This window comes from Microbacterium sp. W4I20 (assembly GCF_030816505.1).
GTDB lineage: Bacteria > Actinomycetota > Actinomycetes > Actinomycetales > Microbacteriaceae > Microbacterium.
Map to the genome: position 1 here is coordinate 2,160,431 of NZ_JAUSYB010000001.1, position 12,542 is coordinate 2,172,972.

At 69.6% G+C, this 12,542-nt stretch carries 13 protein-coding genes and 1 pseudogene; 7 read left to right on the forward strand and 7 right to left on the reverse strand.

Features of this window, described 5'->3' with window-relative positions:
* The first annotated feature begins 31 nt into the window (after nt 1–31).
* The 4 genes from QFZ21_RS10435 to QFZ21_RS10450 are packed head-to-tail and all read left to right on the forward strand — an operon-like array spanning nt 32 to nt 2,785.
* A complete protein-coding gene (locus tag QFZ21_RS10435) occupies nt 32–817 on the forward strand; it encodes a HesA/MoeB/ThiF family protein (protein WP_307377556.1) in 786 nt (261 codons plus the stop codon).
* Complete coding sequence (glp, locus tag QFZ21_RS10440) at nt 814–2,046, forward strand: gephyrin-like molybdotransferase Glp (protein WP_307377558.1); 1,233 nt, start codon at nt 814–816, stop codon at nt 2,044–2,046. The genes QFZ21_RS10435 and glp overlap by 4 nt, the downstream gene beginning before the upstream one ends.
* A complete protein-coding gene (gene moaC, locus QFZ21_RS10445) occupies nt 2,046–2,555 on the forward strand; it encodes a cyclic pyranopterin monophosphate synthase MoaC (protein WP_307377561.1) in 510 nt (169 codons plus the stop codon). Before glp ends, moaC begins: the two co-directional genes overlap by 1 nt.
* Nucleotides 2,552–2,785, forward strand: a complete 234-nt coding sequence (locus QFZ21_RS10450) for a MoaD/ThiS family protein (protein WP_307377563.1) — start codon at nt 2,552–2,554, stop codon at nt 2,783–2,785. Before moaC ends, QFZ21_RS10450 begins: the two co-directional genes overlap by 4 nt.
* Nucleotides 2,786–2,798: 13 nt before the next feature.
* Here the strand turns inward: QFZ21_RS10450 and QFZ21_RS10455 are convergent, their stop codons facing one another.
* The 3 genes and pseudogenes from QFZ21_RS10455 to QFZ21_RS10465 all read right to left on the reverse strand — a co-directional run bounded on the left by QFZ21_RS10455 (nt 2,799) and on the right by QFZ21_RS10465 (nt 5,373).
* Complete coding sequence (locus QFZ21_RS10455) at nt 2,799–3,227, reverse strand: molybdenum cofactor biosynthesis protein MoaE (RefSeq protein WP_307377566.1); 429 nt, start codon at nt 3,225–3,227, stop codon at nt 2,799–2,801.
* Nucleotides 3,224–3,712, reverse strand: coding sequence for a molybdenum cofactor biosynthesis protein B (locus QFZ21_RS10460; RefSeq protein ID WP_307377569.1), 489 nt, complete (start codon nt 3,710–3,712; stop codon nt 3,224–3,226). The genes QFZ21_RS10455 and QFZ21_RS10460 overlap by 4 nt, the downstream gene beginning before the upstream one ends.
* A gap of 52 nt (nt 3,713–3,764) precedes the next feature.
* Nucleotides 3,765–5,373 (reverse strand): annotated as a pseudogene (locus tag QFZ21_RS10465) (molybdopterin-dependent oxidoreductase).
* A 26-nt stretch (nt 5,374–5,399) separates the two neighbouring features.
* Here QFZ21_RS10465 and QFZ21_RS10470 point away from each other — a divergent pair.
* Complete coding sequence (locus tag QFZ21_RS10470; protein ID WP_307381286.1) at nt 5,400–6,149, forward strand: Fic family protein; 750 nt, start codon at nt 5,400–5,402, stop codon at nt 6,147–6,149.
* On the opposite strand, the gene QFZ21_RS10475 is transcribed toward QFZ21_RS10470, so the two are convergent.
* Nucleotides 6,146–6,844: a GTP pyrophosphokinase family protein gene (locus QFZ21_RS10475; RefSeq protein ID WP_307377572.1), complete on the reverse strand. Its 699-nt coding sequence runs from the start codon at nt 6,842–6,844 to the stop codon at nt 6,146–6,148. The two genes, QFZ21_RS10470 and QFZ21_RS10475, sit on opposite strands and share 4 nt — an antisense overlap.
* A gap of 117 nt (nt 6,845–6,961) precedes the next feature.
* On the opposite strand from QFZ21_RS10475, the gene QFZ21_RS10480 reads away from it, so the two are divergent.
* Nucleotides 6,962–7,321: a nuclear transport factor 2 family protein gene (locus tag QFZ21_RS10480; RefSeq protein WP_307377574.1), complete on the forward strand. Its 360-nt coding sequence runs from the start codon at nt 6,962–6,964 to the stop codon at nt 7,319–7,321.
* Between the two features lie 100 nt (nt 7,322–7,421).
* On the forward strand, nt 7,422–9,488 hold the full coding sequence (locus QFZ21_RS10485) for an APC family permease (RefSeq protein ID WP_307377577.1): 2,067 nt from the start codon (nt 7,422–7,424) through the stop codon (nt 9,486–9,488).
* Nucleotides 9,489–9,579: 91 nt separating this feature from the next.
* Here the strand turns inward: QFZ21_RS10485 and QFZ21_RS10490 are convergent, their stop codons facing one another.
* The 3 genes from QFZ21_RS10490 to QFZ21_RS10500 form a co-directional block, all read right to left on the reverse strand.
* On the reverse strand, nt 9,580–10,281 hold the full coding sequence (locus QFZ21_RS10490) for a GntR family transcriptional regulator (RefSeq protein WP_307377580.1): 702 nt from the start codon (nt 10,279–10,281) through the stop codon (nt 9,580–9,582).
* 23 nt (nt 10,282–10,304) lie between these two features.
* Nucleotides 10,305–11,000 carry a GntR family transcriptional regulator gene (locus tag QFZ21_RS10495; protein ID WP_307377584.1) on the reverse strand — a complete coding sequence of 232 codons (696 nt, stop codon included), beginning with the start codon at nt 10,998–11,000 and terminating at the stop codon, nt 10,305–10,307.
* A 251-nt stretch (nt 11,001–11,251) separates the two neighbouring features.
* Entirely contained in the window at nt 11,252–12,430 is a 1,179-nt protein-coding gene (locus tag QFZ21_RS10500; RefSeq protein WP_307377586.1) for an SLC13 family permease, read from the reverse strand.
* Nucleotides 12,431–12,542: the final 112 nt, after the last annotated feature.

Here is a 12,542-nt window from a genome sequence, read left to right on the forward strand (position 1 = left end):
CCGCCAGCCCGGACAGGCATACCCTGAACCCATGCAACCACTCGTCGCCCCTGTGCCTGCCCTGGAGCCGACCGAACTGATCCGCACGGCCCGGCACGCTGTCCTCCGCGGCATCGGTGAAGAGGGGCAACGCCGCCTCAGCGCCGCCCGCGTCACGGTCGTCGGCGCCGGAGGTCTCGGGTCGCCCGTGCTGCTGGCTCTCGCCGCGGCCGGGGTCGGGGCCATCACCGTGATCGACGACGACGTCGTGGAGCTGACCAACCTGCAGCGCCAGCTCGCGCACCGCGTGGATGACATCGGTGCCCTGAAGACGGCATCCGCCGAACGTGCGATCACGGCACTCGCCCCGCAGACCGTGGTCACCCAGTTCGCCGAACGCCTCGATGCCGCCAATGCCGAGCGCCTGCTCGCCGGCGCCGACGTGATCGTCGACACGAGCGACTCGTTCGCCACCCGCCGCGACGTCGCGGCCGCGGCCGAAGCGCTCGGCGTTCCGCTGGTCTGGGGCGCCGTGCAGGAGTGGCACGCCCAGGCGACCGTCTTCTGGTCGAAGCCGCCGACGGGAGACCCCGTCGTGCTCGAGGATCTCTTCCCGATCGGCACCGAGGGCGAGCCGCCCAGCTGCGCCCAGGTCGGCGTGCTGGGCGCGCTCTGCGTGCAGGTCGGCGGGATGCTGGCCAGCGAGGTCGTGAAGCTCGTGACCGGGGCCGGCGAGCCCCTGCTCGGACGACTCGCCATCATCGATGCGCTCACCTCGCGGCAGCACGAGATCGCGATCCGCTCGGCGTCCGCGACGGCCGAGGCGGTGTCCGCATGACCGCCCTGCGCTCGGTCGAAGACCAGCTCTCGCGCGTCCTCGATGCCGTGCACGTGCTCGAGGCCGAGACCCGCGCCGTGTCGGATGCCGCGGGTCGCACGCTCGCTGACCCCGCTCGCGCTGCCCACGACATCCCGCTGTTCGACAACTCGGCGATGGACGGCTTCGCGGTGCGCGCTGCCGACGTCGCCGCGGCATCCGAGGCGAACCCGGTCACGCTGCGCGTGGTCGCCGACCTCCCGGCTGGTGTCGCGATCGACCCGTCCCTCGCGCCCGGGCATGCCGCCCGCATCATGACCGGCTCTCCCGCCCCGACCGATGCCGACGCGATCGTGCCCTTCGAGGACACCGCAGGCGGCCTGGCGGACTCCCTGGGCGAGGTGCGCGTGCTGCGCGCTCCGACCAAGCCCGGCGCCTTCATCCGCCGACGCGGGGCCGACCTGAGCGCGGGTGACGACGTCGTGCTCGCCGGCGAGCGCCTCGGCGCGTTCCAGCTCGCGGCCGCGGTGGCCGCCGGCATTTCCGAGGTGACCGTCACCAGGGCACCCCGCGTGGCGGTCGTCTCGACCGGCAGCGAACTGCTCGCGCCCGGCGAATCGGCGACCCGCGGCCGCATCCCCGACTCCAACGGTCCCCTTCTCGAACAGCTGGTGGGGGATGCCGACGCCGAGGTCGTGCTCGTCGCGCGCGTGCAGGACCAGGCCGATGCGGTCCGTGCCGTCACCGCCGAGGCCGTGGCGCTCGGCGTCGACGTGATCGTGTTCACCGGCGGCGTGAGCGCCGGAGCCTACGAGCCGGTGCGCGGCGCCTTCGACGGCCAGGGCGAGGTCGAGTTCGTCGGCGTCTCGATGCAGCCGGGCAAGCCGCAGGCGTTCGGCGTGCTGGACTCGGGGGCTCTCGTCTTCGGGCTCCCCGGCAACCCGGTGAGCGTGGCCGTGTCGTTCGAGGTGTTCGTGCGCCCGGCGCTGCTCGCGATGCAGGGCCGCACCGAGATCCACCGCCCGCGGGCCACCTTCACGGCGGATGCCTCGTGGACCCCGCCTCCGGGCCGCCGCCAGTACCTTCCCGCCGTCGTCGACCTCGCCGCGCGCACCGTCCGTCCAGCGACCGCCGGCGGCTCGGGCTCGCACCTGGCCGGAGGCCTCGCACGCGCCCAGGCGTTCGCGATCGTACCGGCCGAGGTGGAGGCCGTCGCCGTGGGCGACACGATCGATGTCATGCTGGTCTGATGAGCTTCCCTCACCTGGACGCGGCCGGCCGCGCGCACATGGTCGACGTGACCGCGAAGCAGCCCACCGTCCGCTCCGCGACCGCACGCGGTTTCGTGCGCTGCAGCCCCGAGGTGATCGCGGCGCTCCGTGACGGCACCGCCCCGAAGGGCGACGTGATCGCGGTCGCCCGTATCGCCGGCATCCAGGCCGCCAAGTCCACCGCGGCTCTGCTCCCCCTGGCGCACGTGATCGGCGTGCACCGTGCCAGCGTCGAGCTCGACATCGTCGACGACGGCGTGCTCATCGAGGCGACCGTCGGCACCGCCGACCGCACCGGCGTCGAGATGGAGGCGCTGACCGCGGTGTCGGTGACCGCGCTGGCGGTCGTCGACATGATCAAGGGCATCGACCGGTCGGTCGTGATCGAGAACGTGCGCATCGTCGCGAAGTCGGGCGGACGCTCCGGCGACTGGGTGCGCCCCGGCGAGGCGGATGCTGCCGCTCCGGCATCCGGAGGCGACCGATGACCCGCGTGCGCTACTTCGCCGCCGCTGCAGAAGCCGCCGGCACCGACGCCGAGGAACGCGGCGAGCGGTCACTGCTCGCCCTGCGCGCGGCCGTGGTGGCCGAGCATCCGGCCCTCACCGACATCCTGCCCCGTTGCGCCGTGATGGTCGACGGCGTGCGCGCCGACGACGACCGCTCGCTCGACGACGCCCAGCTCATCGACGTGCTCCCACCCTTCGCCGGCGGGTGATTCGAGCGGTGGCTCAGCCGCCGATGCCCTTCCACGTCGTCGATCCGTCGGATTCGAGCTGGCGCTTCCACACCGGCAGGTCGCGCTTGATGTCTTCGATGACCGCGCGACACACCTCGAACGCCTCGGCGCGGTGCTCGGAGGCGACCGCGATCACGACGGCCGCATCGCCGACCTCGAGCGTGCCGATACGGTGGCTGACCGCGACGACGGCACTCGCGTCCCCCCCTGCGTTCTCGGCGATGCGTCGCAGTGCCGCCTCGGCATCCGGATGGGCGCTGTACTCGAGGCCGACCACGGGGGTGTCGGCATCAGGATCGTTGTCGCGCACACGCCCGACGAAGGTCGTCACGCCGCCGAGGCGCGGGTCCTCGACGGCGCGCAGGTGCGCATCGAGGTCGAGGAGCTCCTCGCTCATCGCTGCCAGTCGTACGTCGTTCATGAATGGTCTCCGCCCTCTACCTGATCGATGATGTGCGCGGCGACGCCGAGCACGACGGGTACGCCGGATGCCACGGCGCGCGTGGAGCCGGGGAGGTTCACGACGAGCGTGCCGTACGGGTCGATGATGCCGGCGAGTCCGCGCGACAGCACCGACAGCGGGGTGTCGGTGAGGCCGCTGCGCCGCAGCTCCTCGGCGATGCCGGGAATCTCACGGGTGATCACCCGACGGGTGCCCTCGGGCGTCTTGTCGCGCGGTCCGACGCCGGTGCCGCCGGTCGTCACGATGAAGCGGATGCCGCGCGCGGCAGCCCTGCGCAGAGCATCCGCCACCGAGCTCTCGCCGTCGGGGATGATCTCGGCGTCGGGGCAGTGCCACCCGGCATCCCGCAGCAGGCCGACAGCGATCGGTCCGCCGCGATCTTCTCGTTCTCCCGCGAAGGATCTGTCCGAGACGGTGATCACGAGAGCGGGGTGCGACGTCATGGGTCCACCCTAGGGGTGGGGGTGCGGCGCCGCACCCGGCGCCGCACCGGTCTCAGGTGACGCGGATCAGCGAACGCTGCCAGCCCGACGAGCCGTTCGGGGCGATGGCCGCGCGCTCCTCGATCTGCAGGTCGCCGTTCTTGTTGACGGCGCGGACCGCGACGTAGTGCGTGCCGGGAGTGGCGTCCCACTCCATGAACCACTGCACCCAGGTGTCGTCGTTGATCGGCTTCGACAGGGTCACCGGGGTCCACTCGCCCTCGTCGATCTTCACCTCGACGCGTTCGATGCCGACCGACTGGGCCCAGGCCACACCCGCGATCGGGATCTTGCCGGCGGGCACGGCCTCGCCGATGCTGGGGGGTGTCCAACCGAGACGAGAACTTGATCGGAGCCTCGGCGCTGTAACCGCGCGGGGTCCAGTAGGCCTCGTCATCGGCGAAGGTGGTGACCTTGAGCTCGGTGAGCCACTTCGTCGCCGAGACGTATCCGTAAAGTCCCGGCACGACCATCCGCACCGGGAAGCCGTGTTCGGCCGGCAGAGGTTCGCCGTTCATGGCGACCGCGAGGATCGCGTCGAGGTTGTCGTCGGTCAGGGCGGCCAGCGGAGTGCTCGCCGTGTATCCGTCGACGCTGCGCGAGAGCACCATGTCGGCGCCGGACTTCACGCCGGCCTTCTTCAGCACGTCGCGGAGTGGCACGCCGAGCCACATCGCGTTGCCGACGAGCTCGCCGCCGACCTCGTTCGAGACGCAGGTCAGCGTGATCGCGTACTCGTCGAGACCCATGTCGAGGAGGTCCTGGAACGACATCTCCACACGCTGGTCGACCATTCCGTCGATCACAAGACGCCAGGTCTCGGGGTCGACCGCGGGAACCGTGAGTGCCGTGTCGACGCGATAGAAGTCCTTGTTCGGCGTGAAGAGCTTGCTCAGCCCCTTGATGTCGAGTTCCGCGCCGTCCGGCACGGTGACCTTCGACTTCGCCGCCGGCAGCTTGAGCGCGTCGCGGATCGACTCGACCGAGCCGACGGTCATGCTGACCGCACGTGATGCGACGCCGACGACCACGGCCGACGCCCCCGAGATGGCGGCGAGCACGAAGAAGCGACGACGGTCGACGCCGATCGGCGCAGCCGGGTTCTCGGGCGCATCGCCCTCGGGCGCGTCGTTCGTGGCATCGGCCGCCCGCTCCGGCAGCGCTGCTGCACGCCAGGTGCGCAGCCGCTTGACGAGGAGGAAGAGGACGAAAGACCCGGCGATCGTGCCGAGGAGCGGCGGAAGGAACGCGAGCGCTGTGACTCCGGCGCGAGTGACGATCGCGGCGGTCGAGAGCGCGCCGGCGATGACCAGGGCGATGACGCCCAGAGGCGGTTTCACGAGCTGCAGGATGCCGGCGATCGCCGAGGCGATGACCACGGCCAGACCGAGACTGCCCAGCAGCACGATCTTGTCGTACTCGCCGAAGGTCGCGATCGCGAACTCCTTGACCGGCTGCGGCACGATGTCGATCACGAACCCGCCCACCGCCAGGATGGGGCTGGCGGCTCGCGCGAAGATCAGCGCGAACACCTCCGCTGTGGCGAGGAAGACCGCACCGCCGATCACGCCCGCGAGCGCGGACAATGCGATGAATCGTTTCCCGCTGCGCCGCTTGGCCATGATCGTCTCCTGTTCCACCCGTGAAGGTGCTCGCAGGTTGTTCGGAGACGAGGGTCGAATGGATCGGATGGGTATTCTCCGTTCCGCCCTCACCGGAGCGTGTTCCGACTCTGATGGACGACCTGATCGCCTACCTCAACCGAGACGACATCCCGGTGATGGTGCAGGCGGCGATCGGCCACGCGCAGTTCGAATCAATCCACGCCTTCACCGACGGCAACGGCCGTATCGGACGAGCTCTCGTGTCGGCGGTCCTCCGCCGTCGAGGCGCCACCCACAACGCCGTGGTCCCTCTCGCGAGCGGTCTCCTCGCCGAACGGGAGGATTATTTCACCGCGCTCGGCGAGTACCGGCGAGGGGACCCGACACCTCTCATCGAGCTGTTCGCGCGATCCGCGCGAGCAGCGGCCATCTCGTCGCGCGAGTCCATCGCCCGCATCAAGGCGATGCCCGCAGAGTGGGCGGCCGAACTGCGGCCTCGCGCGGGTTCTGCTGCTGCGTCCCTGATCCCCGCTTTCTACGATCACCCCGTCATGTCAGCGGGCGAGATCGAGGAGCGAGCAGGGGCATCCGCCCAACAGACCTACCTAGCTATTGCTCAGCTCGTCGAAGCCGGATTCATCCAGGAGATCACCGGCCGAAAGCGCGACCGTGTCTGGGTGGCAGCAGAGTTGCTCGCCGAACTCGAGGACCTGGATCGCCGTATCCAGGCCGCGATGAGATCACGAAGGATGAGTGACCATCGTGCGACCCGCGGCCCCGACGACGGCGCTTAGACCCCGACGATGCGCGGAGGCGGAGGCGGCGCGAGCTGCCGCCGCGGCACGCCGTGGGCCTCGCGGTGCAGGCGCTCCATGCGGGTGTCGAGCTCGGCTGCCGCCGCTGCGGCATCCGTCAGACTGTCGACGAGGTGCGACGGCACCTGGTTCGAGAACTTGTAGTAGATCTTGTGCTCGAGGCTGGCCCAGAAGTCCATCGCGATGGTGCGGAACTGCACCTCGACGGGCACCAGCAGCGCCCCGGTCGACAGGAACACCGGCACCTCGATGATGGCGTGCAGGCTCTTGTAGCCGTTGTCCTTCGGCTGCGCGATGTAGTCCTTCACCACACGGACCGTCACGTCGTCCTGCTGAGTGAGCAGATCGAACAGCTGGTACACGTCGGCGACGAAGCTGCACGTCACGCGCACGCCGGCGATGTCGGTGATCTCGGCGCGGATGCGGTCGAAGTCGGGCTCGTCGATGCCCTTGCGCGCGATCTTCTCGACGATGCTGTCCGGCGTCTTCAGACGACTCTTCACGTGCTCGATCGGGTTGTAGGCGTGGTCGTGGGTGAACTCGTCGCGGAGGATCGAGATCTTCGTCTCGACCTCGCGCATCCCGAACTCGTACTCGCGCAGGAAACGCTGGAACTCGTCACGCAGTTCGCGTGTCTTGCGGATGGAGTCTTCGGTGACCTGAAGGGCCGTCATGCTCTCGACGTTACGGGTTCGTGATCGGAAAGGGCTGTGGATCGTGCACTTCGCACAGGATCCATACGGTTCGGATGAGCCTTGACGCGTCCGCAGGGCGGGTTTAGAACGGAGGACATGAGCAGCGCGGGAGAGACCTGGACCGAGGCATACATCGAGGCGTGGAGATCGAACGATGCCCAGCAGATCGGAGCGCTCTTCGCCGAGGACGCGCGATACCTGACGAGCCCCGACTCCGAGCCGCGGGTGGGACGAGCCGCCATCGTCGCCGGCTGGCTCGAGGATCTCGACGAGCCCGAGACTTGGAGCTTCGAATGGTCGATCATCCACGAGGACGAGAGCCTCGTCCTCGTGGAGGGCCGCACGAAGTATCCGGCGGAGCGGGACTACCTCAACCTCTGGGTCGTCCGACTCGACGCCGAGGGGCGGGCGACCGAGTTCACCGAATGGTACATGCCGCGTCCGCATCAGGACTGACCCGGCCCGCGCACGCGCACGCGTAAGGATTCCGTGAGGGGCGCACGACTCGCCGTAGGGATTCCGTGAGGAACGCGTACGGATCCCGTCGGCAGGCGTAGTGTCGCCCGACGTGTCAGAAGAAATCCGAGACAGCACGGACGCCCCTCCCCGCGTCAAGCGCATCCTCATCGGCGACCCGCTCACGAGCCAGCAGGTCGACGACCAGCTGCTCCCCAAGCGCATGGCGCTGCCGATCTTCGCGTCCGACGCACTGAGCTCGGTGGCGTATGCGCCGCAGGAGCTCGTGATGATCCTGCTGATCGGCGGTCTCACGTTCCTGTCGTTCACGCCCCTCGTCGCGGCGGCGGTCGTGCTGCTGCTCATCGTCGTGGTGCTGAGCTACCGGCAGCTCATCAAGGCGTATCCGTCGGGCGGCGGCGACTACGAGGTGGCGTCGAAGAACCTCGGCGAGATCCCCGGCGTCATCGTCGCGGCCGCCCTCCTGGTCGACTACGTGCTGACGGTCGCCGTCTCGGTGGCATCCGGTGTCGACAACATCATCTCCGCGGTGCCGGGACTCGATCCGTTCCGGGTGGAGCTGGCCGTCGGATTCGTGATCTTGATCATCGTCGTGAACCTCCGCGGTGTGCGCGAGGCGTCGCTGGTGTTCGCGATCCCGACGTACCTGTTCATCGGATCCGTGGGATTCATGATCGTCACCGGGCTGATCCGGACGTTCCTCGGTGACGCGCCGGTCGCGGCGAGCGCCGACTTCTCGGTGCAGGCTGAGAATCTGAGCCAGGCCGCCGTCATCCTGCTCGTGCTGCGGGCCTTCTCGAGCGGATGCTCCGCCCTCACGGGCGTCGAGGCCGTGTCGAACGGAGTCCCGGCCTTCCGCGCCCCGAAGGTGCGCAACGCCCAGTCGACCCTGGTCCTGATGGGCTCGATCGCGGCCTGCCTGTTCGCCGGACTCACCGCCCTCGCCCTCATCACCGGGGTGCACTACGCCGAGAACCCCTGCGACCTCATCGGCTTCGACTGCACCAACCCGCAGCCGAGCCTGATGGCGCAGATCGCGAGCGCGACGTTCGGCGGCGGCAGCATCCTGTTCTTCATCGTGCAGGCGGCCACCGCCTGTGTGCTCCTCCTCGCCGCCAACACCGCGTTCAACGGCTTCCCGCTCCTGGGCGCCGTGCTCGCCCGCGACGGCTATGCGCCGAAGTCGCTCAACACCCGCGGCGACCGCCTGGTGTTCTCGAACGGCATGATCCTGCTGGGCATCGGCGCGATCGTCGTGCTGGTGGTCTTCCAGGCCCGGTTGACGACGCTGATCCAGCTCTACATCATCGGCGTGTTCGTGTCATTCTCGCTGGGGCAGATCGGCATGGTGCGACACTGGCGACGAATCCTGCGCGGGCCGGACGGCGCCGCGAAGGACGCGGCGACCCTGCGGTCGGCCCGTGTCGGACTCGTCATCAACTCGGCCGGTGCGGTCATGACCGTGCTGGTGCTGCTGATCGTGACGATCACGAAGTTCACGCACGGCGCCTACCTAGTGTTCTTCGCCATCCCGATCCTCGCGTTCCTGATGCTCGGCGTGAAGCGCTACTACCGCGACGTCGACCACGAGATCGAACTCGACGACACCACGCGCTTCGGCGCGACGGGCGACGTGGCGATCGTCATGGTCAGCCGACTGCAGAAGCCCGTCGCGAAGGCGGTCGACTACGCCGTCGCCGCGAAGCACGGCAAGACGATCGCCGTGCACGTGGCGGTCGACGCGGATGCCGCGAACGAGCTGCAGCAGCAGTGGGCCGACCACCTGATGCCGATCCCCCTGGTGATCCTCGAATCGCCGTACCGGGCGTTCGCCCAGCCGGTCGCGCAGTTCATCAAGCAGTATCGGGCCACGCACGGCTCATCGGTGGTGACCGTGTACCTGCCGCAGTACATCGTGGGGCACTGGTGGGAGTCGTTCCTGCACAACCGTCGCGCCCGCCGGATGGCGAACCAGCTGATGATGGTGCACGGGGTGTCGATCACGCTCGTGCCGTGGCTGCTCGATTCGTCGGAGCTCATCTACGGGCGACGCTCGCGCCCGCTTCCGGGTCAGGAGCGTGCGGGTCGTCCGGTCGTGGTGAACGGTCGGCGAGCCCACCGTCCGGCGGGCCCGCCGCAGGACTGACGCCGGCTCTTCCCTTCGCTCCCGTGGCAGTTGTTGCGGGTTCGGCGGCGGAATGGCCGCACGAAGTGCCACGGGAGCGGCCGGGCGGGAGTCACGCATCCTCGACACCGTCGACGACGAACGTGTAGAGGTCGCGCACGATGTCCACCGTCTCCGCCCGATCGCGGGCGGAGACCGCCTGCACGAGCGCGTCGACCGCCGAGCGCAGCATCACGGGATTGCGGGGCCGACTCAGGGAGCGGATGCCGAGCATGAGCGCGACGCGCTTCGATGCGTGCAGGCGGCTCAGGTAGCGGTTGCCGGAGAAGTCGGCGAGCAGATCGAGCAGATTCCACAGCGCCTCGGCTCCGAAGATCTGGTCGTGCTCCTCGCGATCCCAGAGCGCGGTCACCCGCGCGGCACCTGCGACGAACGCCGCGATCTGCCCGTCGGTCGCCCGGGCGATGCCCCGATCCGCGCCGACCACGGAGAGGCCGGAGCACTCCGCGACCACGGCGACGAACCAGCTGGGCATGGGCGAGATCACCACGGAGGCACGGTTGAGGCGATGCTCGATCAGATGCATCCCCTCGAGCACTCCGAGCGCGGAGCGCACGGTCGCAGCCGACACGGAGAGCCGCTGCGTCAGAGCCGACACCGAGAGGGGCTGTCCGGCGGCGAGGTCGCCGGACTCGATCGCCGACGCGAGCGTCTCGACGACGGCATCCGGTCGGGAGCGGACCCGGGGCGCCGGCGACAGTCCACGCAGCAGACGCGTGGACAGCAGCGATTCGATGGATTCGTCATCCGCCATGGGTTCATCCTGGCACCGGGCGACTACGACGTGCCGGCGACGGCCCTCGCGGCTTCGCGGAGCGGGTCGATCGACGATCGCTGGAAGATCTCCTCGATGAGCAGGCGCGCGGGGGCGGCGTCCCGGCGGCGTACGATTTCGCGCAGCTCCTCCAGCGACTCGCGCAGGAAGTCCGCGATGTCCTGCGGCGTGCGTTGGCGAGGAATCGTGCGCGTCAGATGCAGCGCGAGCTGGCCGTCCAGGATCTCGATCATCGTGCGGTTCCCTGTCGCGAGCACCAGGGAACCCCACAGCCCGTACCAGTGCCCTCGGACCTCACGGCTGCCGGCGAGTGTGAGGTCGAACGCGAGGAGCTCCTCGATACGGGTGTCGAACGCGGCGATCTGCGTGTCGGAGTAGGTCGGGATGACCGCCAGCGCCGCATAGCCGACCATGGCTGCGGCCGCCTCGACCCTGTCGGCCTGAGCGAACAGGTCGATCGGGGCCACCCGGGTGAAGCGATTCGTGCTCACCTCGATGAGTCCGAGATCGGCGAGCCGGGTCAGCGCCTCGCGGATCGGCGTGCGAGAGACCCCGAAATCGGCCTGCAGGTCCTGCGCACGGATCTCCTCGAGAGGGAGCAGGCGCCCCGAGACGATCTCCTCTGCGAGCATCGCGAACACCTGGTCCCGGATGAGTTCGCGGGGCGGGATCGGCAGGGGATCGTCGGCATCGTCCACGGCCACACACTACGACTCGCGGGGGCGTACCACCACACATCAGGCACTGAAACTTCACCCGCATCCGCCGCCCTTGCGTACCGTCGAGGAAAGGGCAGCGGCCCGTGCGGGCGCCCTCCCCCAGTCGCGCCCGGTCCCCCGTGCTCCGGCACCCGGGCCGCTGCCTCCTCTTCCGCTCCCGTGGCAGTTGCTGCGGGTTCAGGGCCGTTCAACCCGCAGCAAGTGCCCCGGGAGCGAAGGTTGCGCGCGCGTCAGCCGGCGACGAGAGCCAGCGACAGCGCGGCCACGGCCACCGTCGGCACGGCGACGGCGAGGCCCCAGAGCATGAAGCGCGGCCAGCTGATGGTGACCCCGAGCGCCACGATCCGGTGATGCCAGAGCAGCGTGGCGAGCGAGGCCCACGGGGTGACGAGCGGCCCCAGGTTCACGCCGATCAGGAGCGCCATCAGCGTCACAGGATCGCTCGCGGCCGGCTCCAGGATCAGGTAAGCGGGGAGGTTGTTCACGCCGTTGGCGGCGAGCGCCCCGATCCCTGCGAGCTGCAGCAGGGCCACCGGTCCGTGATCTCCCGGCACCAGCGCGGTGAGGAAATCGAGGATGCCGTTGGCGTGCGCCGTCTCGACCAGCACGAACAGTGCGGCGGCGAGACCGACGGCCGACCAGGGCACCAGACCGAGCCGCAGCACATGCCGGCGGCGCACCGCGAACAGCACGAGCAAGAGGAGAGCTGCCGCCGAAGCCGGGATCCAGACATCGTGGGTCAGGGTGAGCAGCGGCAGCAGCACGATCAGCACCGCGACGGCGCCCCAGAAGAGCACCGGATCGGAGGGGGTTCCGGGCTGCGGCACCCGGTACGCGCCGAACAGCGTCCGCCGGTGCACGACCGTGAGGATCGCGACCGGGATGAGCACGCCGACCAGCGTCGGGGCCCAGCTCAGCGCCAGGAACGCGGCGGGGTCGGCACCGATCGCGGGGGCGGCGAGCAGGTTCGTGAGGTTCGAGACCGGCAGCGCGAGGGATGCCGTGTTCGCGAGCCACACCGTCGCGAGCGCGAACGGGAGCGGCGAGACGCCGATGCTCTGCGCGAGCACCACGACGACCGGGGTCACGATCACCGCCGTCGTGTCGAGCGACAGGAACACGGTGCTCACCACGGCGAGCGCGACGACCGACACCCAGAGCGCCACGACCCGACCGCACCCCCAGCGGGCCAGCCGCTGCGCGAGCACATCGAAGACACCGGCATCCCGAGCGAGCTCGGCGACGATCGTGATCGCCACCACGAACCCCAGCACCGGGATGATGCGGGCGCCGAGCGCCCCGGCATCCGCTGCGGGCAGGAGGCCGGTGATCACGCACACCGCGGCGACGGCGATGAGCGCGAGGACGGCTATCGTCCCCGCGCCGATCCGCCGTCTGGTCGCACCCACTCCGTGAGCATAGATCCACCGGCGTGGTTCCCGTCGCACTCGTGCATGCATCCGGTGAGGGGATGGCTGCGAAATCGCGACCGGAGCAGGTTTGGGCCCCCGCCGTGAGGGT